The 23,525-nt window shown below is 49.5% G+C and carries 18 protein-coding genes; 10 read left to right on the top strand and 8 right to left on the bottom strand.

What is annotated here, in order from left to right:
• Nucleotides 1-170: 170 nt before the first annotated feature.
• Nucleotides 171-1,541: an MATE family efflux transporter gene (locus tag KBW69_RS13565; RefSeq protein WP_257281199.1), complete on the bottom strand. Its 1,371-nt coding sequence runs from the start codon at nucleotides 1,539-1,541 to the stop codon at nucleotides 171-173.
• A 353-nt stretch (nucleotides 1,542-1,894) separates the two neighbouring features.
• On the opposite strand from KBW69_RS13565, the gene KBW69_RS13560 reads away from it, so the two are divergent.
• The 4 genes from KBW69_RS13560 (at nucleotide 1,895) to KBW69_RS13545 (ending at nucleotide 5,498) form a co-directional block, all read left to right on the top strand.
• Nucleotides 1,895-2,947 carry a DUF2333 family protein gene (locus tag KBW69_RS13560; RefSeq protein WP_257253023.1) on the top strand — a complete coding sequence of 351 codons (1,053 nt, stop codon included), beginning with the start codon at nucleotides 1,895-1,897 and terminating at the stop codon, nucleotides 2,945-2,947.
• A gap of 21 nt (nucleotides 2,948-2,968) precedes the next feature.
• On the top strand, nucleotides 2,969-3,280 hold the full coding sequence (locus tag KBW69_RS13555) for a translation initiation factor (protein ID WP_257253025.1): 312 nt from the start codon (nucleotides 2,969-2,971) through the stop codon (nucleotides 3,278-3,280).
• Nucleotides 3,281-3,597: 317 nt separating this feature from the next.
• Complete coding sequence (locus KBW69_RS13550; protein ID WP_257281198.1) at nucleotides 3,598-4,974, top strand: sodium-dependent transporter; 1,377 nt, start codon at nucleotides 3,598-3,600, stop codon at nucleotides 4,972-4,974.
• Nucleotides 4,975-5,048: 74 nt separating this feature from the next.
• Nucleotides 5,049-5,498, top strand: a complete 450-nt coding sequence (locus KBW69_RS13545) for a YaiI/YqxD family protein (protein WP_257253061.1) — start codon at nucleotides 5,049-5,051, stop codon at nucleotides 5,496-5,498.
• 447 nt (nucleotides 5,499-5,945) lie between these two features.
• Here the strand turns inward: KBW69_RS13545 and acs are convergent, their stop codons facing one another.
• The 5 genes from acs to KBW69_RS13520 form a co-directional block, all read right to left on the bottom strand.
• The gene (acs, locus tag KBW69_RS13540; RefSeq protein WP_257281197.1) at nucleotides 5,946-7,871 is read right to left on the bottom strand and encodes an acetate--CoA ligase; all 1,926 of its coding nucleotides are present in this window, start codon (nucleotides 7,869-7,871) and stop codon (nucleotides 5,946-5,948) included.
• Between the two features lie 252 nt (nucleotides 7,872-8,123).
• A complete protein-coding gene (locus tag KBW69_RS13535) occupies nucleotides 8,124-9,413 on the bottom strand; it encodes a lysine N(6)-hydroxylase/L-ornithine N(5)-oxygenase family protein (protein WP_257281196.1) in 1,290 nt (429 codons plus the stop codon).
• Nucleotides 9,410-11,218 carry an IucA/IucC family siderophore biosynthesis protein gene (locus KBW69_RS13530; RefSeq protein ID WP_257281195.1) on the bottom strand — a complete coding sequence of 603 codons (1,809 nt, stop codon included), beginning with the start codon at nucleotides 11,216-11,218 and terminating at the stop codon, nucleotides 9,410-9,412. Before KBW69_RS13530 ends, KBW69_RS13535 begins: the two co-directional genes overlap by 4 nt.
• Nucleotides 11,215-12,234 carry a GNAT family N-acetyltransferase gene (locus KBW69_RS13525; protein ID WP_257281194.1) on the bottom strand — a complete coding sequence of 340 codons (1,020 nt, stop codon included), beginning with the start codon at nucleotides 12,232-12,234 and terminating at the stop codon, nucleotides 11,215-11,217. The genes KBW69_RS13530 and KBW69_RS13525 overlap by 4 nt, the downstream gene beginning before the upstream one ends.
• Nucleotides 12,235-12,351: 117 nt before the next feature.
• A complete protein-coding gene (locus KBW69_RS13520; RefSeq protein ID WP_257281193.1) occupies nucleotides 12,352-14,265 on the bottom strand; it encodes an IucA/IucC family protein in 1,914 nt (637 codons plus the stop codon).
• 161 nt (nucleotides 14,266-14,426) lie between these two features.
• Here KBW69_RS13520 and KBW69_RS13515 point away from each other — a divergent pair, with 161 nt between their 5' ends.
• The 6 genes from KBW69_RS13515 (at nucleotide 14,427) to KBW69_RS13490 (ending at nucleotide 22,372) form a co-directional block, all read left to right on the top strand.
• Nucleotides 14,427-15,674, top strand: a complete 1,248-nt coding sequence (locus KBW69_RS13515; protein WP_257253035.1) for an MFS transporter — start codon at nucleotides 14,427-14,429, stop codon at nucleotides 15,672-15,674.
• 12 nt (nucleotides 15,675-15,686) lie between these two features.
• A complete protein-coding gene (locus KBW69_RS13510) occupies nucleotides 15,687-16,073 on the top strand; it encodes a hypothetical protein (protein WP_257253036.1) in 387 nt (128 codons plus the stop codon).
• 228 nt (nucleotides 16,074-16,301) lie between these two features.
• The gene (locus tag KBW69_RS13505; RefSeq protein ID WP_257253039.1) at nucleotides 16,302-17,132 is read left to right on the top strand and encodes an ABC transporter ATP-binding protein; all 831 of its coding nucleotides are present in this window, start codon (nucleotides 16,302-16,304) and stop codon (nucleotides 17,130-17,132) included.
• The gene (locus tag KBW69_RS13500; protein ID WP_257281192.1) at nucleotides 17,132-18,037 is read left to right on the top strand and encodes an iron-siderophore ABC transporter substrate-binding protein; all 906 of its coding nucleotides are present in this window, start codon (nucleotides 17,132-17,134) and stop codon (nucleotides 18,035-18,037) included. The genes KBW69_RS13505 and KBW69_RS13500 overlap by 1 nt, the downstream gene beginning before the upstream one ends.
• Nucleotides 18,037-20,043: an iron ABC transporter permease gene (locus KBW69_RS13495; RefSeq protein ID WP_257253042.1), complete on the top strand. Its 2,007-nt coding sequence runs from the start codon at nucleotides 18,037-18,039 to the stop codon at nucleotides 20,041-20,043. The genes KBW69_RS13500 and KBW69_RS13495 overlap by 1 nt, the downstream gene beginning before the upstream one ends.
• Nucleotides 20,044-20,140: 97 nt before the next feature.
• The gene (locus tag KBW69_RS13490) at nucleotides 20,141-22,372 is read left to right on the top strand and encodes a TonB-dependent receptor (protein WP_257253045.1); all 2,232 of its coding nucleotides are present in this window, start codon (nucleotides 20,141-20,143) and stop codon (nucleotides 22,370-22,372) included.
• 32 nt (nucleotides 22,373-22,404) lie between these two features.
• Here the strand turns inward: KBW69_RS13490 and KBW69_RS13485 are convergent, their stop codons facing one another.
• Together KBW69_RS13485 and KBW69_RS13480 are read right to left on the bottom strand one after the other, a co-directional pair.
• Nucleotides 22,405-23,148 (bottom strand): LrgB family protein, encoded by a 744-nt coding sequence (locus tag KBW69_RS13485; protein WP_257253048.1) that lies wholly within the window; start codon nucleotides 23,146-23,148, stop codon nucleotides 22,405-22,407.
• A complete protein-coding gene (locus KBW69_RS13480; protein ID WP_257281191.1) occupies nucleotides 23,124-23,501 on the bottom strand; it encodes a CidA/LrgA family protein in 378 nt (125 codons plus the stop codon). The genes KBW69_RS13485 and KBW69_RS13480 overlap by 25 nt, the downstream gene beginning before the upstream one ends.
• Between the last annotated feature and the right edge of the window lie 24 nt (nucleotides 23,502-23,525).

Raw genomic sequence — 23,525 nt, 5'->3', positions numbered from 1 at the left:
ACCTTCCCTCTCGATGACGCTTAACGCGCAACGCTTCGAGGCGCGTGGGGTCTTAGTGGAGGTGAATTATAAGCATATCAGAGGGCTCTCGCCAACCCTCTGATTTTAATAAAGCTTTTTATCGTTAAAAAAGGTTCTTTCTTTTATCCGGGCCAGCTTAACGGCCGTGATCAGGGAGTGTTGTGCAGTTGCAGTTCTGGTTGATGGTTTTGCTTTCGCAGCCAGTACCTTCTGAGAAAGTAAAGGCTGAGCAGCGCGGTCAGTGCTTCAGCCAGCAGGAAGTTCAGCCAGACACTGTCATCATTGAAAATGACTGGCAGGAAGAACAGGCCAAGAAGAGGCAATATCAAAGCTCTCAGCAGCGAGATGACTGTCGAACACCTTGAGCGGGCAATGGATTGATACAGAGAGACTGTAATCAAGCTGACGCCCAGGGGGACAATGGATAACGCGTAGAGTCCCAGCACATAACCGCTCAGAGACAGTAATTCTTCAGCCGCTTCATTCACAAACAAACTTACGATGTTTTCTGCGAAAAAAACCATGAACGCAGTCATCATGCCACCTATAACAATGACCAGTCCCAGGGCTAATCTGAGAATACTCATAATGCGATCTGTGTGTTCCGCTCCATGGTTAAAACTGATTATGGGCTGGGCAGCCTGAGTCACCCCATAGGCGAGCATAATCACTACCCAGTTGCAGTTAAGGGCGATCGTGTAGGCCGAAATAAAGAGATTCCCACCAAGACTGAGTAATACCCAGTTGGAAGCCATCACCACAAAACCGTTAGCCGATTCCATAATAAACGTCGGTATTCCATTTACGATAATGGCTCTGGCCTGTGACCAGGTTGGTAAAGCAGAGTTGAGCGTGAGTTGAATGTTGGGACGCTTGAAATGCAAAAGCAGCGTAGTAACCATAGCCAATTGGGCTATGCCTGTAGCCAGCGCGGCTCCCTTCATTCCCCAGCCAAAAGGAAAGAGGAACAGCCAGTCCAGAAAAACATTACTCAGTGCACTGGCTGTCATGGCGACCATCACCAGTTTTGGATTGCCGTCGTTTCGAATAAAACTGGCAAGTACCCATCCAATGGCGTAGGGAACCGCAAATAAGGTCAGCACCCCGAGATAATCATTAACCATTGGCAAGAGTTCTTCATTGGCGCCAAACAAGCGAGAGATATCACTCAAAAACAAGAGACTGAACAGGGTCATGATCAGCATAATAATGGCGGTCAGGAACAGTGACTGTTGAAACAGAGCCAGGCCTTCCTGCTTTCTGTTTTGACCAAAACGAATAGCCATGATCGCAGAGCCACCGACCCCGATACTCATGGCAATGGCAGACATGAAGGTAAAATAGGGAATAGCGATATTGATGGCTGCCAGCCCTTTAGATCCTTCTGTCTGACCAATAAACATCAGATCTGCCAGAACGTATATGGCTTTAATGGCCATGCCCAGAATTGCGGGCACCAGGTAATGTCTGAAACAGACAGGCACAGGATCCTTGCCTAAATCAATTGAAGCAGTGTTCACGGATAGGAATCTCAACATTATTAGTGCTGAACATGGTTTCATCGTCAGGAATGAAAGAAATTGTGTTCATCGCCCATGACTGATTTATGGTTTCAGGAAGCGACTATTGCGATGTACCAACATTCTAGTCAGCAATGAGTAGTATTACCGTGCTGTTTCATGGGTTTATTGCGATTAATGAGGCGTTCAGAAAAGGCTGAAAAGATTACGGGTTGGTTCGTTGGAAAGTCATCAGGGAATTTTTGAAGACTATTTTCTGAGCCACCCTATTTACAGCGCAGGTGCTGTGTCTTTAACAGCCGCTCTGAATAGAGGATAATGAGCAATACTCAGATTGGGGCAATGAGGAATCTATGGCTCTGGAAAAGATAAAAGAACGTGTGTCTTCAGTAACTGAAGGTCTCACAGGCACCCTGAAAGGCAATATACCCGGAGGCAAAACGATTGCCGTCGTTGTTGGTGCCGTATTGATTGGCTTCACTGCTTTGGGTATTTACTGGAGCATTGAGCCAGATAGCTTTTCAGTAAGAGCCAATACTGAACAGATGGCACAGGCCAACGGGCAGGAGGTTGTAGTGGGTTACACGACTACAGCTACGCTTTATCGTCTTGCTGACACGCTGCTGAGCAAACCCGGTGGCTATATCCGGAATGACATCGGTCCTCCCGGTGTGTTCATGGACAATATGCCAGGCTGGGAGCTGGGTGTGCTGGTTCAGGTGCGTGATATGGCCCGCTCTCTTCGTAAAGATATGAGTCGTTCCCAGTCCCAGTCTCAAGAAGATCGTGATCTGGCCATTGCCGAGCCTCAGTTTAACTTTGATTCCAGGAGCTGGATTCTGCCATCCAGTGAAAAAGAATATCAGCGTGGTATCGATAAACTCGGCAATTATATGCGTCGACTGCCCGATAAGCAGGATCGTGCCCAGTTCTATGCCCGTGCTGATAACCTGACCCGTTGGCTGACTGATGTTGAAACCCGTCTGGGCAGTCTTTCCCAAAGGTTAAGTGCCAGTGTCGGCAAACCGCGCATTAATACTGATCTGGCCGGGGATGCCGAAGCTTCGCAGTCCACAGAAGCAAATACGCTGGTGGAAGTAAAAACACCCTGGACCCAAATCGATGATGTTTTCTATGAAGCTCGTGGCTCTTCCTGGGCACTGATTCATCTGATGAAAGCGATAGAGATCGACTTTGCTGATGTACTGGAAAAAAAGAACGCTACTATCAGCCTGAGGCAAATTATTCGCGAACTGGAAGCCACTCAGGATACTGTTTGGAGTCCATTCATTCTCAATGGCAGTGGGTTTGGCATATTGGCCAACCATTCACTGGTCATGGCCAATTATATTTCTCGAGCCAATGCTGCAATCATCGATCTGCGCCGACTGCTTGAGAAAGGTTAAGATCGGATATCCTGATAAAAAATGAGCAGCAAACTGGTTTATTCGACCGATATGGGTCGCATTAAGGAAGAAAAGGTTAAGGACGAAGTGGGAGATGGCAACGTCCGTGTCCGCCCTGAAAAGAAAGGTCGTGGTGGCAAAGTGGTCACTGTAATCACTGGCTTGCCGCTGGCGGGTAACGACCTTAAGGCCTACGCCAAGACGCTGAAAAAGCGCTGTGGCGGTGGTGGTGCTGTAAAAGACGGCAATATTGAGCTACAGGGGGATCATGTGGATGTTATGGTAGATGTTCTCAAAAGCGCCGGATACGACGCCAAACGTTCAGGAGGTTAAGTAAGAGAAAAACTCTACGGTAAAAAACACTCTTTTTCTTTGTGGAAGTACCTCTTTTTAAGGCGGAATAAAAATTAATCACCTCGATTTGTTTATTTTGTATACACTGGATAGATGTTTTCTTTGAGATATAGACTCGGTTGAAGGGTTTTACGTTGTACATACGTGCTAAGTACATGCGGTACTCTGGGGAAATAAAACGCATTAGGAAGCTTGTTTAAGGACGTTTTTCATTTTGGGAAGATGAGATGTTTCCCCGCATAAAATAGCCATGAGCGAAGAAAAGTATTTTTCATGGCATAAAAAGGTACATTTGAATGGACCATGAAAACACCGTGTATGACCAACCCTCAGAGAATGCTCCCCAGTTTACTTCCAGACTGGGTTTCTATCTTGCCGCTGTGGGCTCCGCTGTAGGTATAGGCAATATCTGGGGGTTTCCTGCCCAAACCGCCGACAATGGTGGCGCTGCCTTCGTTCTTATCTATCTTTGTTTCTCTTTCCTGCTTGCGTGGCCCATGCTGGTGGCTGAGCTGGTCATTGGTCGGTATGGACGCTCGGACCCGGTCTCGACGCTTGAAAGCGTCAGCAACAGGTCTTTTTGCAAGTTTTTGGGTAAGCTCACTGGCTGGGCATCAACGATAACGGTTCTACTGATCTATACCTTTTATGCCATCATTTCCGGCTGGATCATCTGTTTTGGGCTGGCTCCCGTAGCGGTGGCCCTGGGACTCGACAGTCTGGCCGCTTCACTGACTTCATTTAATCCTTTGCCCACGATGATAGCGGCCGGTGCATTCATGGCGATGGTAGCAGCCATTGTATCCGGCGGTGTTGCCGACGGCATTGAGAAATGGTGCAGCCGTCTGATGCCGATGTTGGTGCTGCTGATTCTGTTGCTAATTGTTTTTACCATGACGCAGGAAGGGGCTCAGGATGGTCTTCGGTATTTTGTGCTGCCTGACTTTTCCAAGCTGCTGAGTAAAGACCTGCTTATCAGTGCGCTGGGTCAGTCATTTTTCTCTATGTCTCTGGGAGTTGGCATCATGGTGGTTTATGGTGCTTACCTGACCCGGGACTCTAATATTCCAGTGATGGCTGCCAGTGTTGCAGTCACTGATACGCTGGTGGCCGTGATGGCCGGGTTGCTGATTATTCCGGGTATGTACGTTGCGTTGAATCACGGAATTGATATCTACACCGCAGAGGGTGCCCTGAAAAGTGCCGACAAGCTGGTGTTTGATGTTTTACCGCAGCTTTTTCTTCAGTTTGGTCCACTGGGTATTCTGCTCTCCCTGGCCTTCTTTCTTCTGTTAACTATTACTGCTTTGACCTCAGCGGTTTCGATTCTGGAAGTGCCGGTAGCAGTTTGCCAGAGACGACATCTTGCCCGCAGAAATGCCAGCTCCTGGCTGATCTCGCTGATCACTTTCGGTGTCAGTGTCTGTGTCATGATCTGGTTTGATGTGCTCTTTGACTTTGTGGTCAACCTGACAACCCGTTATGCTATGCCTCTGTTGAGCCTGGTCGTCTGTATCTACGCGGCCTGGATATGGTCCAGGGATCAAAAACTAAGAGAACTGCAGAAAGGGTATCCGGATGTTGAGCACAGTCTCTTCTGGAAGATCTGGCCCTGGTACATTCGGTTTTTCTGCCCGTTCATGGTGATGGTCCTGATCTTTTTCATATTTTGATGATTCCCGGGATTCAGGCTGAGAGGGTGTTAAGTCCGACAGGCAGTTTTCCGGATGAAGAGCGTTCTCACAGAATGAAAATTTGGGTTGATGCCGATGCCTGCCCGGTGGTGATCAAGGAAATTCTTTTCAGAGCTGCCGACCGAACCGAAACCCCACTGACTCTGGTGGCCAACCAGCCACTCAGGGTTCCGGGGTCCCGCTTTATAAAATCCCTGCAGGTCGCCTCCGGCTTTGATGTTGCAGACAATGAGATTGTCAAAAGAGCTGAGTCAGGAGACCTGGTGATCACCAGCGATATTCCCCTGGCTGCGGAAGTGATTGAAAAAGGCGCTGGGGCATTGAGTCCTCGTGGTGAACTGTTCACCAAAGATAATATTCGGGCAAGACTGAATATGCGTGACTTTATGGATACACTCCGTGCCAGTGGCATTGAATCCGGTGGTCCTCCGGCGCTGAGCCAGAGTGATCGCCAGCAGTTTGCCAACCAGTTGGATAAGTGGCTGGTAGCACTCCGGCGTTGAGTTTTTTGAATTGGGATGACTTAACTCTTTGTGGAGTATCAGGTGATTTACGATAATTAATACGACCTCTTCATGGTGGGAGCGATTAAAGACACATCTGTTCCAATTCCCAGACCTTGAGAACCTTGGCTTAAACCTGCACGGCATGGGGATTATAGAAGGTTGGGAAGAGTGGGATTGGTAAATTTCGTGCAATAAAAAACCCCTTAGCGACTTCCCCGCTGGCGGTTCTGTCGAAAGGGGCCGTGTTAACGGGAGTAATAGCTAACCCAACGGATGAGTCAAGACAATCCCGAGTAGCCTTACAAAAAATTCATGACTGCCTACCACTCTGTCTGTCAATGCATGGATAGGATTAGAGGTATATACGTAGCTTAAGCCTCCCTTCAGAAACAAGCTAATTCGATCAACAAGAAGCGCTGGAAAAGGGCGCACTGAAAGAGACTTTCAAGTGGAACTCAACAGCTGCTCAATCACCGCCGGATCGGCCAGTGTACTCAAATCACCCAGATCATCTTTCTCGCCCTGAGCCAGTTTGCGCAAGATACGTCGCATGATTTTGCCAGAGCGGGTTTTGGGCAGAGCAGGACATGGGTGAAGTATCTCCGGTCGGGCGAACGAACCGATTTCACTGGCCACCAGATTGGAAAGTTCCAGCTTCAGATCGTCGGTGATTTCAACGCCGTCCATAGGAGTCATGAAAGCGTAGAGACTTTCGCCCTTTACCGGGTGAGGCACTCCCACTACCGCTGCTTCTGCAATCGCTTCATGCAATACCAGGGCACTTTCTATTTCTGCAGTGCCCAAACGATGGCCCGCCACATTAATCACATCATCCATTCTGCCTGTGATCTGGTAATAGCCATTCTCATCCCTGCGGGCTCCGTCTCCTGTGAAGTAATAACCCGGGTATCGACTGAAGTAAGTATCAAGGGTTCGCTGATGATTACCGTATATGGTTCTGATCTGGCCCGGCCAGGAACCGGTGATCACCAGACTCCCCTGACCGGGTCCCACAATCTCGTTACCCTCATTATCGAGAATAGCGGGACGGATGCCGAGGAAAGGCCGGGTTGCATAGCCGGGTTTTAAAGCAGTGGCTCCCGGCAATGGTGTAATCATCATGGCGCCCGTTTCTGTTTGCCACCAGGAATCGATAATGGGGCAACGTTCTTCACCCACGCTATGGTGGTACCATTGCCAGGCTTCCGGGTTGATGGGTTCGCCCACGGTACCCAGAATTTTCAGACTGGCTCGCGAAGTTTGTTTGACGTATTCATCACCTCTGGCCATCAAAGCCCGGATTGCCGTAGGTGCTATGTAGAGCGTATTCACTTGGTGACGATCTACCATATCCCAGATTCTTGAGGCATCGGGCCAAAAAGGGACACCCTCATGCATGACCATAGTGGCACCATTAGATAGTGGGCCATAGACAATATAGGAGTGGCCGGTTATCCAGCCTACATCAGCACCGCACCAAAAAATGTCGCCTTCATGGTAATCAAAAACGTAATGAAATGTGACCGTGGTATGGAGCAGATAGCCCGCTGTACTGTGAAGAACACCTTTAGGTTTTCCGGTAGAGCCTGAAGTATAAAGAATGAAGAGTGGATCTTCAGATTCCATTACCTCAGGCTCACAGGTCACTGGCTGGTTTGATGTTAATTGCTGGTAGGAAATATCGCGCCCTTCCTGCCATTCAATGCTGGCTCCGGTTCTCTCGTAAACCACTACTGTATTGACATCAGGACACTCTTTCAGGGCTTCATCTGTATTCTGTTTGAGAGGGATATGCTTCCCTCCCCGAATCCCCTCATCAGCGGTGATCAGAGCCCGACAGTCACAGTCGAGAATACGATCACGAAGGGAGTTTGGAGAGAAGCCGCCAAAGACTACGGAATGAACCGCCCCAATGCGTGCACAGGCAAGCATGGCATAAACCGCTTCAGGTACCATGGGCATGTAGATACAAACCCTGTCACCCCGGTTAACGCCTCGCACCTTCAGGCCATTGGCCAGTTTGCAGACCTCTTCATACATCTCCTGATAAGTAATTTTTCGCTGCAAGTCAGACGTATCACCTTCCCAGATGATGGCTACCTGGTCGGCCCGATTATCCAGATGTCTATCAATGCAGTTGACGCTGGCATTCAGCTGTCCACCCTTGAACCAGCTTACTTCACACCTTTTGAAGTCGCCTTCATAAATGGAATCCCAGGGCCGGTACCAGTCCAGATATCGTTCAGCTTTGTTACCCCAGAACGCTTCCGGATTCTCCAGAGAGTAGCGATACAGCTCCTGATATTTTTCTTCGCTCATCCATGAGTCTTTAAAAGCTTCGGGAACCGGGTAGATTGTTGCCTGGGTCATGTCATCTCACCTGCCTCATCTATAAAAGTTATGGAGCCTGTCGGGCTTATGCTCCTGAGCATGAAATTCAGTAGAGGAAGTCATAAGCCTGTCAGGCTCATTAGTATAGAAGCAAGCGTGTTTCTGAGAGATGAATTAAATTATTTACCTCTGTAAAGGCGAATCAAAGTCCCTGTTCCCTGCAGAGGTTCCTGTTGTACTTGTGTACAAGCCGACTCCGAATGTTCCGGAGCCGACTTGTTGAAGACGGCCTTACCAGTCAATCAGGCTAACAGGTTGATTGACAGAAAAGATTTCTCGTTGAGCCAGATCATTGATGATGGTAGCTGATCGCCAGGCGGTCAGACTCAGCTGAGGCTCCGCAATACCGTGACTGTGCAGGCCCGCATTGACGGCGTATATGCGTCTGTTGTCCGGACCCTCCCAATCAACGGCAAAGCTGGAAGAAAGTTTAAAGCGATGGTATTCGTCAAGGTTCAACCTGGGCTGAATCGGCTCCAGGTAAGGGGGCAGAACGTTCTGAAAGCCTGTGCAAAGAATGACGATATCAGCAGAGAGTATTTCATCCTCTGCAGACAGGGCATTAGTGAGCTTGAGATCGTAGAAGCCACCCGAAGATTCAGACATGGCCTTCAGGGTTCGGTCGGGCAGAAGTTTCCAGTTTATTTGATCCTGGTACAGATAAGTGCGGTCGTAGAGTTCCCGGTAGATTTCCAGCAAGTAGGCAGGTGTAATCCCGTCACTGGCCAGCTTCTGATATTGGACAATGGTTTCTTTTTTCTCTTCAGGCAGGGATAAAAAGCGGCTGACATAGTCGGGTGTAAAATATTCATTGGTAAATGGACTTTCATCCAGCGGCTCAAAGCTGGCCCGGCGGGAAATCCATTGAATCTGATCAGCCTTACCCCATTTTTCACGCAGACAGTTGAGAAAGACTTCAGCACCGGTCTGGCCCCCACCAATGATGGCAACCTTTCTGTTGCGAAGCTCAGGCTGGCGGGTCATCAGTTCGCTGGCATGAAAACAGTGCTGGCCGACCATCGCCCGGGCACAGTCAGGAACGTAGGGTACTTTGCCTGTCCCCAAACAGAGATTATGTGCTTTAACTTTCTCGTTTTCTGTGTGCAGGATGAAGCTATCCTTTTCAAAGCTAACTTCTCTGATCTCCGAGCCAAACTGTAATGACTCCAGATTCTCTGCGACCCAGCTCATGTACTCGACGAATTCAGTTCGACTGATCACCATCTTTTCTGTGGATAAAAAGGAATAAAACCGCTCCTTTTCCACAAGGAATGACAAGAAAGACCAGCGACTGGTGGGTTGCACGGCAGTGACCAGATCTTTCAGGCAGGAGGTCTGCATGTGAGCACCGGGCAACATGAGCCCGGGATGCCAGCCAAAAGAGGGCTTTTTGTCAAAGAAACGAACCTGTAACTCAGGAAGGCTTTCCAGCAATGCTGCAAGGCTCAGGTTGAACGGGCCAGAGCCCAGTCCAGCCAGATCAAGGGGGATGGTGTCATCATAGTGTGTAAAGTTCATCATTCTTCCGTGAGTGTTATGGCCAGAGGGTTCTTGAGAGGGGTTCCGAGTTCTGGCAGAGGACGCTCGCTAGTGTCGCCATAGCCAAGTTTGAAACGAACCCGGTTTAGACAAACCCGGGCTATTTCCGGTGTGAACAGGTCGAACAGTTTGAAACGATTTTCCAGTTCGGGGTGTCTATTCATATACGACTGAAGTTGTTCACCCAGTAATTGGTAGAAACGGTGTTCAGAGAAGCCTTTCTCAGCAAGACAGGCAGAGATAAAGCGAAGGACAGTTACAAAATGGCCTGTCTGCAAGTCGTGGATAAGATGAGCAGCGGGCAGGCGAACAGTCACTGAACGAGCGTAATCACCCAGGCTGTCAAGTTCAGGAAAATCCTGATCGATCAGTCTCAGGTCACCCTGAAAATCCTTCAGGGCCACTCTGACCGGCTGATGATTGTCCAGAACAAGAGTAATATTCTGGCCATGGGCCACCAGACCAACGCCGTATTTGCACAGCAAATGATAAAGAGGAACCACCACCACATCAAAAAGCTTTGATAACCACTGTTCTGTCGCCAATCCGGAACGATGGATGTACTCGCAAATCAATGGATAACCATAGCCGTCTTTCTGAAAAAGGGTAGAGATCAGGACAGCTCGTTCTGTTTCTCCGGTTTTAGCGTGAACACTCTGCCGCCAGATGCAGCCAAGCATTTCGTGATAACGGTAGGGAGCATCCGTTATCTGTTCAAACTGAGGGTTTGGATAAAAAGCCCCGGCAGGTTCTTCCAGAATAATGGTCCTGCGATGAGACAGGACGGGATCCGATGCAGCTATCTCAGAGAGCCAGCGTGAAACCATTGGGCCTGCCTGAATGTATCGACCGGGAATACCCCTGTAGCAGGAGGTATTTAAAATGGAGAGTGGCAGTTTGATGTTCAATTGCTCTGGTCGCTTTTTATTGGACAGAGTTCGGAGTGACTGTTGTGGCAGCATGGGGTCTCCATAGCTTCCGAGATGAACGATATGTCCTGCTGCAATGTCTGAAGCAAATAGGTTGACCAGACGGTTACTCCATTGCCAGGGGTGCACCGGCATAAGGAAAAATTGGCTGGAATCAACATTGAGTTGACGACAACGGTCAGTCAGTTTTGCCTGATCAACGCTGTTGAGAACCGCGTTGATCAGATCATTTTCCCGAAGGTCGACGGCTAAAGAGAGCTGACAGTTTTCACGGCTTAATGCGACCCATTCAAGTTGAATGTCGGGCAGAAACTCAGTGGCGTAATCCTGATAATCCTCCTGACCCCAGCCAAGACGTCCCTTGCTGACGGTGACTTTGGGATGACCATCCAGATAACATTGCAACTCGTCATCCTCCAGCTCAATCAGTTCGGCTGCAGTTTTCTGATGATAGTTTTTTTGAACCTTTACCTCAGCCATAAGTGTGTTGGCCAGTTCTTCCAGAAAGTTTGCCAGTGTTGCAGAGTCCAATCCCAGCTCTTCCTTCGCATCTATAAAAAACTGGCTGGCTTCCAGTGCTGAGTCACAGTGATTGTTAAGATAGCTTCGGGAAATGGAGGCATTGTCCACTATTAACTGATCCCAGATGGTCCTCCAGGCATGAAAGCGGTAGCTCACGCCGCTTTTCAGTTCAAGGATAAAGAGTCCACCACCCAATTCTTCAGGCGCTACTTCTTTGGGGACGATGACTTCTTCCCAGCTCAGCTCTCCGAGTGTTTTTGCCAGTAGCCGACAGTTAGCCTTCTGCCAGAACCCGACGTGCTCATTGACAGGTATAGCCTTAACAGCCTGATTCATAGCTGGACCTCCTGAAAGAAACTATCCCTGCAACAGTTGACCAGTGACGCACGTTTATGAGGGAAATCAAACTCTTTGACGAATGACCAGCCAGCGGGACATAACAGCTTCAACACTCTTTTATTGTCGGCTCTGGGTTCACCCACCAGGCGTGTAGTCCTGGGGTCGTCCAGGAACAGGAAGTGAGTGATGGCCTTTGTCCAGCTGTTGGAGTATCTCTGGCCCAGAAATTCCGGATTGCCTACCAGAAGGTGGAAGCCACGGTCCCAGGGCTGGCAATCGTAGTAAGGGGCAATCCGGTCTTCCAGAGCCCAGTAAACTTCGAAATACCCAAAAGGTTCACCGTTGAAACAACCCACCATTGGCCAGACTCTTCGGTCTTTCAATACCGACTGAAGATAGGCTGTCAGCTCTTCCCGGCTCTGAGCCATCTCCCAAAACTCTGAGACACGAGGCTGATTCATCCACTCATGGAAAAGATCAAGGTCCTTTTCCAGATCAAGCGTTCTGAAGGAGATGGTGAGGTCATTTTGATAGTCATAACGGTTATAAACGACACATTTAGGTTGTTCCTGACGCAGAGGATGTGCGATAGCCTTTTCGTTTTCGGTCCAGATTTCAGGTATCGTCTGGTTATCTTTTTGCCAGTGCCAGAGGGTTCGGTTCTGATACAGGCCCGAGCGATAACTGATACCTTCCTGCGAATTTTCCTCATGACTGTGTATCAACTGATTGTCTTGAAGCCTTTCAGCCAATGCTGGTGCAAAGTGAAGCCGGGAGAGATCCGGATTGCGGGAAAACAGGTAGTCCAGACTGGCCGCAATGAGATGATTCGGTATCTTCTCAGGGAGGTCGGATTCGTTGACTGCATTTACTAAAGCAGTATCCTGTTCGGAAAGGGTCAATAGCAGGGATTGATGGTTGTCATGCACCGCCAGACTATTGGATGACAATAATTGCAAAGAAATTTCGCAGTCTGATGCCCCTGGCAGGGTAATTGTTGATATTTGAGTCATTGCTCTTCCATAAGAGTGAGTCTGAATAGCCTTGAACGAAGAAAAACAGGGAACGTCATCTTCAACTGTGAAAATGGCATCGCGAAATGTTTTTCACGGAAATATGATTAGTGTGTATCAGGGATCAACCTCACCGAATGCCTGCAAGGGGTTCCTCATGGAGTGATAGACATCCATAGGGTTCTTCAAAGTGTTCTCGTTAATGTTGCAGTAGGTGCAGTAAAAGTTGCCTTTTGACCAGAGTTCTCTGCTATCCAGAATGTAATCAAGGCAGCAGGTGTCCCGGCGACCTTGCTTGCGAAGGTTATCCAGGAATCGGTAGAGGGAGGACAGAAGCTCTTTCTCCGAAAGGATATTGCTGGCTCCCAGTACGCTGATGACACCAAAGGTGGAATTAATCAGCAGGTAGTAGGTGAACAGGCGGTTGCCAAGCTGTTCACTAACGTGGTGCTCTTTTTCCTCATCAGCCACAGGCAGGTGTTCTCGCAAGAGTTCTCTGGCCAGACGGCTATACCCCGTGCCCTGACAGTCCCGAAAATAGACGGTTTCCGGGTAGCCCTTCGGCATACTGATCAACAGATTTTGTTGATGAGCGCCCAGCAGCAGGCCAAAGTCTGATTGACTAACGATCAGGGGCTCCAGCACTTTGGCAAGGTATTTTGCAAACCACTTCTGTGCGACCGTTTCGGGTTTGACCTTTTCCTTCACAGCCAAATCCCGGATCAGATTAATCAGTCTGGGTTCACCCACCGGGTTGTCCTGAGTCAGGCTGGCCAGCAACTCTGTAGATTGGTTGATGGTTTCCCGGTTGAAAGGGTTTTCCCGGAGGACCATCATGGTTTCAGGCAGCACCTGACCGTCTTCTCCCTTGATGGCGGCATGTGCCGGTTCGGTGATGATTTCGAAATCCGGATACAGGTGTTTCAATTCGCTACCGACAGGCGTCTGGTATTTCACCTGATGGATTTCCTTACCCCGAATCACTTCCTTGGGAAGCAGGTGACGGATCGAATTGGTCAGTTTGACACTGAGTGAATACTTCAGCATGAAGGTGGCGTGGGTCCCATGGATAGCACGTACTGAAGAAGTGGCGCGCCACGGGCTGCCGTGCAGGCCATGGTCGATAAGTTTGCCTTCACTGAGCAACTGCCGGATATAAGCATTCTTTAACCACTGTTGAGCCTGCCAGGGGTGAGCGGGTAGCAGGGTCTGATGTTCGGGAATATCTCTGAGAAAACCGTCGGAGAACTCCCGATCTTCAAAAGCCAGTTGCCGAGTCAGTTCGTGGAATGAATATTCGTGAACACTGTCCGCTTCCAGGAGATTGGTATTAATAGAAAACCAGTGCAGCTGGAAACTATTTCCGTATTCAGGAATATAACGTTCCGAGTCCTCGGCGGTAAATTGATCCCGACTTTTGGGAGTGGGGTGAACGGAGTGACCCACCAGAAGAGCTTGCTCTGAAGATTGAAAATCCATGCAGCCGGAAAATAGTTGATCGAGTTCGTTTTTTCTCAATTCAAGAACAGACGCTACATTCTCGACGCTGTTTTTAACACGGTTAAGAAACAGTTGCCTGTGCTCGGCTTCACTGGCCCATAATGCATTTTCTTTAAGGATTAACTGAACACCTTCCATGAAGGATAAATCCGTGATGGCATTGTCTTTTTGGTTAACCAGGGCGATGGGCCTGCAGAACTGGTGTCTACCGCTGATTGATAAATATTTAATATAAATCAAAAGCCGGTTGTTGCTGTTGTTCAAGGGGATTGAAACAGCCGCTTCAGCTTCAACAGGCGGTTGCCAGTTTAGACTCATTGATTGACCGGTCAGCCATTTCCTGTGGCTATCAACAGGTTCTAATGACCAGCCTTTCCATTCCCTGAGCAAAGCATTAAAAAAGCAGCCTGCACTGAGACTTTCGGCCAGCTCATGACGATTGTAATCGCGGCTAAGCTCATGTTCGAACCTGTTATATGATGAGTCGTTTACAGCTTTAATGGTTGTAGTTTCAAGAAACGGAGTGGACACTGATTTCATTCTCCAGAATGATCTTATTATTCAACTCATAACTTGAAAGACCTCATTCCCCTTACACCAAGAGATTTAATGCAAGGTCCGGGTCAATCGTGCTTGAATTGTAAATGAGAATTGTTATCATTTGCAACAAGTCACAACAACAGACATGAAACATGCAACAAAATGAGCTTGGCCCTTTCATGGCAAAACCGGTTTATCAATCCGGAGACTCAATTAAGGAATTCAGCCGGTTTGGCCCGGTATTTATGCTCGGTGCCGGGCAGACTACGTTATTGATTTGCCTGCCAGCTATTGTTGAAGAAACCGGGCTGGGTTATGGCCTGCTGACGGCAATGGTGGCACTGGGAACCTGTCTGTTTATTTTTACTTCGCCAGTCTGGGGCAGAATAAGTGACCGTTTTGGTCGCAGGAAAGTGGTTCAGGCCGGGCTTTTTGGATTTGCGACCAGCTTTTTACTGCTGGCATTTGCGCTTCATGGTCTGAGCTCAGGACTACTGGGCAAAGAGCTGGCCATCGGTTTGATGTTTTTGGCCAGAATTCTGTATGGTCTGTTAGTTTCGGGCTTGTACCCGGCGGTTCAGGCCTGGGTTATAGACGACAGCGAAGATTCCAACAGAATGCGTAGCCTGAGTCGGATTACAGCCAGTATTAATGCCGGGCGTTTCATAGGCCCTGTGATTCCGGCAGTGCTGATTGATCAGGGCAGTCTGTTCCCTGTTTTAGCATTGGTGATTCTGGCTATCCCCTTACTCATACAGGTCTCGATATTAACCACCGACAAGCCTCTGGAAGTTAAACAGGAAAAGAACAGCGAAGAGAAAAAGCAGTTTAGGCAAATGTTGAAATCACTCTGGCCTGTTTTGCTGGTAGCCTGCTCTGTGACGACGCTCTTCGGTCTGCTGCAGTACCTCATAGGTCCTATTTTACAGGAGCGTTTTTCTTTCGACGGGGTGTCGGCATCAAGAGTACTTTCGATGCTGATGATGGTGGCCGCTTTTTCGACGGTGGTGACCCATCTGCTGGTTTCTCGCTTTGCTCAGGGCAGACTGATTCTGTCATTAAAAGTCGGCAGCATTTTATTACTGGTCGGTAGTTTCCTGATGATCACAGCCACTCTCCTGATATGCCTGATATTCGGACTGGTCATCTGCGCTGCTTCGATTGCATTACTAACCCCTGCTTACACGACACTGGCATCAGAGCAGGTAGATCAGCAGGGGGTTCTGACGGGAACCCTCAGTATGATTCATACCCTCGGATATACCTTAGGAGCAATCCTGGCCGGACTGGGAGGTTCTCTGGGCATCCAGTTAGCAGAAGTCTTCTGCATTTTTCTGGCTGTTCTGCTGCTGATGATCTCGTTTTTGTTAGTCGAGTCTCCAAAGAGACGTAATTGCTAGAGAGATGTTTACATGAAATCAATTCAAATGGTGGGCTGGCCCATTGTGACAGTCAGTTTTAATCGCCCAGCCAGCGATGATGATGCTCGTCAGTGGCTACTGGATCTTTCTGAGCTGCTGCTGAGAGAGCAGTCATTCAGTCTCATCATTCAGGCAAAACCCAACAGTGAGTTTTCGCCGGAAGCCCGGAGGCAGATGGGGCTCTGGTTTAAAGAGAACAGGAAAAAACTGGGCGCGTTTTGCTGTGGTATTGCCCGGATTGTGCTTTCTGAAGAGGAGGGTGACAGGGTGGTCAGTGACAACATGAAAAAGGCCATGCCTTTTCCCATGGTGTCCTGTCTCGATTTTAGCCAGGCTCGTGACTGGGCGATTGAGCGATACAACCAAGCGACCGTTTAAGCTTGATGATGTAAATAATAACTATTATCATTCGCAACCGTTGTCTATCAATTGAGCTAATGGCTATCAGCACTGCGTGACTGGATCAGGACAACATCCGGCAGTCTGAACATGAAAAATAATTATTGAATGAAGTGTTTTGAGGCTCAACAGATACTCCGGGAGCTTGCTGCCGGGGTCTGACATTGCAGTAATGATACTTCCACAGATCAAAAAGAAATTGAGGCCATGGAGCAGATTCTTACGCTTGATCAGGCATGTCTGCGGGTGGGGGCAAAAACCGTTCTGCCATCAACCCATCTTGCTATCACACCAGGAAAAGTTACCGCCATTCTCGGACCTAATGGCTCGGGTAAGAGTACCCTGCTGAAATTGCTCTCCGGTTTGATAGAGCCCAGTGCAGGGCAGGTTCTTATGGGCGGGCAACCGCTGAAGTCATTTAACCGCAAAGAGCTGGCTAAAAGCCTGACCCTGTTGCCGCAGCACTCACCGGTTCCCCTTGGGATGTCGGTAACGGAGCTGGTGGCCTGTGGCCGATACCCCTACGCAGGCCCTTTTGGGCGTTTGAAAAGAGAGGATCACAGGGCAGTCACTTCGGCACTCTCCAGAGTCGGTATGGATCATTATGCCGGAGAACGGGTTGATCATCTCTCCGGTGGTGAAATGCAAAGAGTCTGGCTGGCCATGGTGCTGGCCCAGGAAACCGGTATTTTATTATTAGACGAGCCTACCTCATGGCTTGATATCGCCCATCAATTGCGCCTGCTGGATATCGTACGACAGCTGAACAATGAAAAGCAGACAACTGTTATCTGGGTACTTCACGACCTCAATCAGGCCCTTCAGTACAGCGACGAAATAGTGCTGATGAATCAGGGGAAGGTGATCAGAAAAGGTGCTGCTTCAAGGGTACTGGATAAGCGCATTATCTCGGATGTATTTGGCGTAGAGACTCGAGAAGTGCAACTGGAGGGTAGGAAAGAGTCGCTCTTTTTGCCCTTAAGTGAGCATCAGGCTGAGGCAGCTATTCAACTTTTATCCAGCAGGGAAGTCGCCTGATGTTTGCAGTACTGAAAAAAATCTGCTGTTTCCTGCTGTTCATATCGGTAACAGCAATAGCTTCAAGTACCGAACCCGATCTGCCTGAATTCCCTGAAAAGATTGCAGCACTCAACTGGACCCAGGCTGAAATGTTGCTCACTCTGGGGGTTGTACCTGCAGGGGTGACTTCAATCAAGGGTTATCGGGAGTGGCAGTCCGATGACCCGGTTATGCCGGAAAGTGTTACCGAACTCGGGCAGAGAGCTGAGCCGGGTCTTGAAGCCATAGCGGCTCTCAAACCGGATCTTATTCTTGGCTACAAATGGCGTCATAGTCGTATAGTTTCAGAGCTTAAGACCATTGCTCCTACCGTTCTTTACTCTCAGTATCCGAGCCAGGAAGATCCTGTGGATTATTTTCTGAGAATGCAGGGTATTTTTCGTTCAGTGGCCCATATTCTGGGGCGCGAGGCTCTGGCAGAAAGGAGACTGAAGGAAATGGAGTCAGAGCTGGAACAGGCCCGCAGCAGCATTCAAGCAGCGGGGCTGACTGGCCAGAAAGTCGTTGTGGGTAAGTTTGTCGGTATGGGGCTTGGACTCCGGGTCTATGGCGATTTATCTCTGGCGGGTGCCATTGTCAACAGGATTGGTCTGGAAAATAGCTGGCACTCTTCATTGCCCGGGCGGGATTTCACCCATGTCGACCTCCTCAAACTGACCACTATGGGTGATGCCAGCCTGATCATTATTGGAAGTCAGCCTGAACATTTGCCAACCATGGCTCAATCACCGGTTTGGAATGCCCTTCCGGCGGTGAAAGAGGGCCGGGTCTATTATCTGCCCGCGCTCTGGTCATATGGTGGTCCTGAGTCGGCTGCTCGAATGGCTAACGCTTTTGCCCATCACCTGGCTCCGGAGGTGTGATGTTTATTCTGGAGTCTGTAAACAGTTATTATGAAGGTGTTAAAAAGACGGCAGTGACATTGTTCTTGCTCATCCTGCTGGTCACTGTTTCCCTGACAGTGGGGCCTGCTGGCATTGATCTGAATTTATTGAATGGATTGCCGTTCCTGCAGCAACCCGCCGATCATACTATGGCCTCTGAAATAGTGACCTGGCTCCTTCTGCCAAGAACATTGATGGCATTGTTATGCGGTGCCGCACTGGGGGCAGCGGGTGTTTTGATTCAGGGAGCGACAAGAAATCCCTTTGCCAGTCCGGCAACACTGGGTGTGAACTCCGGGGCCATGCTCGCCATAGTGCTGGGATCTGTTCTATTGCCTGAATTGACCGACCAGTACCCGGTCGTAGTCGCCTTTGCGGGTGCTGCGCTTACCACTTTACTGGTGTTCAGGCTGGCCACTGCTATCAGTGATTCACCGGTAAACCTTGTTCTGATTGGCATGGCTATTACCCTGTCACTGGGTGCTCTCAGTGCCGGTATTCTGATGTTTTTTGAGAATCGTCTGGAGGGTTTGTACACCTGGGGTGCAGGGAATCTTGCCCAGTTTGACTATCAGGCCATCAACAACAGTTGGCCGATCTTTACCCTGATGATTCTCTTTGCCACATTGCTGGCCAGACGTCTGGATCTGATTGAGTTGGGCAGAGATCAGGCTGAGAGTCTGGGGGTGAATGTAAGACGAACCGTTGGCCTGTCGCTGGTGATTGCTCTGCTTTTGTCTGCCAGTGTCGTCAGTCAGGTGGGTATGATCAGTTTTATCGGACTGATTGCCCCGCACATTGCCCGTGGTCTCGGTTATCGCTCAGCATGGCAACGTCTGCTGGCAGCCAGCTTGACGGGTGCATTACTGCTACTGGGTGCAGATGTGCTGGCCAGAATGATTCCTTTCCTGATGTCCGAAGCGCATTACAGTATCCCGGCCGGCGCCATGACAACGGTTGTCGGCGCACCTTTCATGATTTTCCTGTTGAGCCAGCGTAAAAGGATCGGCAATTTGGCCAGAGCGCCCGGTGAGACAGGAATACGTGCTCTGTTTAACGCGTCTCCGGCAAAAGCCCTCTGGGTTCTGCTGTCCATACTGCTGGTCGCTTTTTACTTCAGTCTGTTCAGCGGCCTTGACCAATCCTGGATCGACCTACGTTGGCCCAGAGTTTTAACGGCAGCTTTTGCCGGAGCTGCGCTGGCTGTCTCCGGTCTGGTTCTTCAGAGCCTGATGAGAAACCCTCTGGCCAGTCCCGATGTTTCTGGTCTGACGACCACGGGCGTTTTGTTTGTGGTTTTAGGCTCTGTAATGATGCCTGGCCTTGAGCGTCTGGATTTGCTCATGCTATCGATGTTTGGCAGCGGTTTTGCCTTGCTTCTTTTAATGGCCCTCAGTCGGATGACCGGGTTTAATCCCCAGCTTTTTGCTCTGGCTGGCCTCTGCCTTTCAGCGGTTTCAGCAACGCTGATCAGCGTGGTGATGGTGCTCGGCAGTAATCAGTCCAGCGAGGTGCTGGTATGGCTTTCAGGCAGTACCTATGCAGCCAGCAGTGAGTTGGTTTATCTGCTGTCTTCTGGTGTATTAATCCTGATACCCATGTTTATGCTCATGTGGCGAAAGCTCGACATTCTTCAGTTGGGCGCCTTCTGGCCTTCCCTGCTGGGCATCAGAGTAAAGGCTTCAGTCTATCTGCTGATGCTGCTGGTTGCCCTTTTGAGTGCAACCAGTGTTGCAACAGTGGGTGGTATTTCTTTTATCGGGCTAATGGCGCCCCACATATGCCGCGTCAGTGGTATGTCAAGCCACAGACATCTGATTCCTGCTACCGCCATGACGGGGGCCTTACTGCTGGTACTCAGCGACTGGCTGTCACGATCGTTGATGGCTCCTTTTGAAATTCCTTCAGGTCTTCTGGTCTCAGGAGCCGGAGGTGTTTATTTCATCCTGTTACTGCTCAGTGGCAAATACGTCCAAAGTCGTTAAATAACGTTTTTAAATTCAGAAGCCTGCGGGAAGCGGGCTCAAAACAATAACAAGGATCTAATGAGAATGATAATCAAGAACAGGGAAACCCCAGATAATGAAGACTAATAAAACGCCTCTTGCTATCGCCATAACCATGACGTTGGGAAGTCAGAGTGCTTTCGCAGAAGCCGACGATTCCGTGACCCGGCTGGAAGAAGTTGTTGTTACTGCTTCCCGCTCTGAAGCCAGCATTTCTGACGTCTCCGGGACCGTTCAGATCATCAGCGGAGAAGCATTGGCCCGGCAGAGCGTGCCCGGTCAGAAACTCGCTGATATCCTTGAACAGCTGGTACCTGGCTTTGGTCCCGGCACTCAGACGGTGACCGACAGAACGCAAAGCGTCCGTGGTCGTAAGGCTCTGGTTTTGATTGATGGCATCGCTCAGACCGAGAACCGTCAGATCAGCCGCCAGCTCAGCATGATCCGCCCTGAAAACATTGAACGCATTGAAGTGATTTCCGGTGCCAGCGCTATTTATGGCGGTGGTGCTACCGGAGGTATTATCAACGTGATCACCCGTAAGCCAGCCGATTACGACATTCAGTTTGCTTCTGAAGCAGGCATCAAAGTCTCCGGTGACGAGCTGAGCAGCTATACCCTGAATCAGAGTATCAGTGGCAGTAATGGTGATTTTGATTACCTGTTCAGTGGTACTTACGAGAGCCGTGATGGCATTTTTGATGCTGACGGTGACCGCGTTAATCCTGACCCATCTCAGGTGAGCCGAAGCGATACCGATACTAAAGATGTTCTGGTGAAACTGGGTTATGACTTCAACGCGGAACAGCGTCTGGAGGCAACACTGCAATATTTTGATGATCAGATGGATTCTGATTACGCGCCAGACATTTCCTCTCTGATCAGCGGAGATGCTGCTGACGCACCCCCACCAGTTAAAGGGTTACAATTGGAAGATCAGCCTTACAGCAAGAGAAATTCCATTGATCTGGTCTACAGTGATGCTGACTTTTTGGGCAATAATTTCCAGTTGCAAACCTACTATCGTGAGCGTGATGCGAGGTTCTTCCCCTACCCGAATATATTAGTTGGCTCCACGATATTGCCCGGCACTACTTTTCTTAATCAGTCGACGTCTACCTCAGAGGTTTATGGTGTGAAGCTGCTTCTGGACAGAGAACTGACCGATACGTTCAGAATCTCCTACGGGGTTGATTACGATGTAGATAAAGGCGAGCAAAGGGGACAATTGCACGATCTACAGAAGTACATTGACAGTGGCGGCACGATCATTGAACCCACAGGATCTTCCTATGAATACGGTCCGGATGTCGATGCCACTACTCTCGGGTTATATCTGCAGACCGCCTGGGATATCACTGAACAACTGACAATGAATGCCGGTGTTCGTCACGAGCGCGCTGAACTGGATATCGCTGACTACACCCCGTTGGCAGAAACCTGGCTTTTGCCTATTTATGCTCCCGGAGCGGATGTAACCGTATTAGAGGGCGACGTCAGGAAGTATGACGCTACTCTATTTAACGTTGGTCTGGTTTATCGACTGAATGACAGCAACGAAGTGTTCGCTAACTATTCTCAGGGCTTTGAAGTCCCGGATGCTTCAAGGATTCTGAGGGATGTTATTTCACCTGACAGCGCTCTGACCATATTACCTCTGCCGTTGAATCCTACCGATATATCACAAGCGAATCTGGATGCCATCAAGACTGACAGCTATGAGCTGGGCTGGCGTGGACGCTTTGATGACCTGCTGGCCAATGCCTCTGTCTTTTATAACGAGTCTGATAAAACCATAGACTTTAATGAAAATTACAATGTGGACTTGCTGGATCAGAAAAAAAAGGTCTACGGCTTTGAAGGCTCTTTGGAATACTTCGTCAATGATTACTGGAGTGTCGGTGGCAGCTATGCCTTTACAGAAGGACGCAGCTACTACGAAGAAGTGGGGAAATGGCTCGACCTGCAGGCAGCCGACGTATCCCCGGAAAAGTATGTGGCCTTTGTCTCCTACGATCAGGCAGATATGAATGTACGTCTACAGTCGACAACCTTTGCCGATTACGACAAGGGTAAGAAGGTGTCCGGTGGTAATATCAAAAGTTATGAGGTTGATGGTTATACCACCCTTGATCTGCTGGCTTCCTTCGCTATGCCAGTGGGCACTCTGAAAGCAGGGATTACCAACCTGTTGAATGAAGACTACGAAACGGTCTACAGCCAGTGGGCAGGAGACACCTACAATGGCATTAGTGCTCATAAGGCAGAAGGTCGTGCTTACACACTGAGTTATCGAGTGGAGTATTAAGCAGAAAAAGCGGCCGGGCAAAACCCGGCTGTTTAATTCAACCAGCCAAGAACCCAGGGTACCAGCCAGGGAGCCATCAGGGCACTGATACTGGCAGAAAGTACTAACGCCAGCGCGCTATAGGCGCCTTCCTTCAATGAACTTTGTACCATCCTCGCAGTGCCCAATGCATGGCAGGCCGTGCCCATGGCGATACCTCTGGCTTTGGGATCAGTGATTTTCAATAATGAGAGTAGTGGCAAGCCAAAAATAGCACCCATCAAGCCCGTCAGGATCACAGCGATAGCGGCAAGAGAGGGGACACCGTTCAGGTTATCCACAATCAACACAGCAATCGGTGTTGTGACCGATTTGGGAGCCAGAGAAAGAGCGACCTGACCATCGGCACCCGCCAGGACCGCCAGTATAACTGTGCTGACAAGGGCAAAAAGGCTGGAGACAAAAACCACCAGAATCACACCGGTCAGCTCCCGATGAATATCTCTCATCTGTTGATAAAGAGGCACTCCCAGAGCGACAACCGCGATGCCAAGCAGATTGCTTAGCCAGTCACCTCCTTGTTCGTAGTCGGAGTAAGGAATGTTTCCGACAAGAAGAATACCCACGACTACCAGAATGCTGACCAATAATGGATTGAGCATTGAATACTTGAAACGATTATGAAGCTGCCAGGCCGTCAGGTAGACTACCACCGTCATAGAACAATAGAGCAGGCCCTTCATCGGAGTGATCGTAACTATCGGGAACAAGGTCATTGTCGGGTACGCTCCAGCCATTGAAACAACCAACCGGAAACGGCCATAACCAACACTGTCCCCAGCAGACTGGTCAGCAGAAGAGCACCAAGGCTGCTGGCCAGCAGGTTCAGCTGATCGACGACACCGACCCCGATGGGCACAAATAACAGGGACATCCAGCGAATTATAAAACCGGCACCCGTTTCAACCCAGGACAGTCGAATCAGGCCACTGCCCAGCAGGGCTGCCAGAAGCAGCATTCCGATAATACTGCCCGGAAGGGCATGATTGATCCAGACGCTGAGCAGATCGCCTGCCCACAGACAGGCCATCAGAATAATGACACTGCTTAGCCAGGCTGCCATACGTTGGCATACAAAGGCTATTTTCACTAAAAAACTCCGCTATGATACTTA

It is taken from the genome of Endozoicomonas sp. ISHI1, from assembly GCF_024606225.1.
GTDB lineage: Bacteria > Pseudomonadota > Gammaproteobacteria > Pseudomonadales > Endozoicomonadaceae > Endozoicomonas_A.
Note: the sequence above shows the minus strand (reverse complement) of the source record. Positions and strands in the feature narration are given on the sequence as shown.

What these genes read in the sequence shown, in the direction of transcription:
- KBW69_RS13485 (WP_257253048.1), bottom strand. Translation starts at nt 23,148, where the DNA reads ATGGCTGGAGCGTACCCGACAATGACCTTGTTCCCGATAGTTACGATC.
- KBW69_RS13510 (WP_257253036.1), top strand. Translation starts at nt 15,687, where the DNA reads ATGAAATCAATTCAAATGGTGGGCTGGCCCATTGTGACAGTCAGTTTT.
- KBW69_RS13530 (WP_257281195.1), bottom strand. Translation starts at nt 11,218, where the DNA reads ATGAATCAGGCTGTTAAGGCTATACCTGTCAATGAGCACGTCGGGTTC.
- KBW69_RS13550 (WP_257281198.1), top strand. Translation starts at nt 3,598, where the DNA reads ATGGACCATGAAAACACCGTGTATGACCAACCCTCAGAGAATGCTCCC.
- KBW69_RS13535 (WP_257281196.1), bottom strand. Translation starts at nt 9,413, where the DNA reads ATGATGAACTTTACACACTATGATGACACCATCCCCCTTGATCTGGCT.
- KBW69_RS13555 (WP_257253025.1), top strand. Translation starts at nt 2,969, where the DNA reads ATGAGCAGCAAACTGGTTTATTCGACCGATATGGGTCGCATTAAGGAA.
- KBW69_RS13495 (WP_257253042.1), top strand. Translation starts at nt 18,037, where the DNA reads ATGTTTATTCTGGAGTCTGTAAACAGTTATTATGAAGGTGTTAAAAAG.
- KBW69_RS13560 (WP_257253023.1), top strand. Translation starts at nt 1,895, where the DNA reads ATGGCTCTGGAAAAGATAAAAGAACGTGTGTCTTCAGTAACTGAAGGT.
- KBW69_RS13500 (WP_257281192.1), top strand. Translation starts at nt 17,132, where the DNA reads ATGTTTGCAGTACTGAAAAAAATCTGCTGTTTCCTGCTGTTCATATCG.
- KBW69_RS13505 (WP_257253039.1), top strand. Translation starts at nt 16,302, where the DNA reads ATGGAGCAGATTCTTACGCTTGATCAGGCATGTCTGCGGGTGGGGGCA.
- KBW69_RS13525 (WP_257281194.1), bottom strand. Translation starts at nt 12,234, where the DNA reads ATGACTCAAATATCAACAATTACCCTGCCAGGGGCATCAGACTGCGAA.
- acs (WP_257281197.1), bottom strand. Translation starts at nt 7,871, where the DNA reads ATGACCCAGGCAACAATCTACCCGGTTCCCGAAGCTTTTAAAGACTCA.
- KBW69_RS13490 (WP_257253045.1), top strand. Translation starts at nt 20,141, where the DNA reads ATGAAGACTAATAAAACGCCTCTTGCTATCGCCATAACCATGACGTTG.
- KBW69_RS13545 (WP_257253061.1), top strand. Translation starts at nt 5,049, where the DNA reads ATGAAAATTTGGGTTGATGCCGATGCCTGCCCGGTGGTGATCAAGGAA.
- KBW69_RS13515 (WP_257253035.1), top strand. Translation starts at nt 14,427, where the DNA reads ATGCAACAAAATGAGCTTGGCCCTTTCATGGCAAAACCGGTTTATCAA.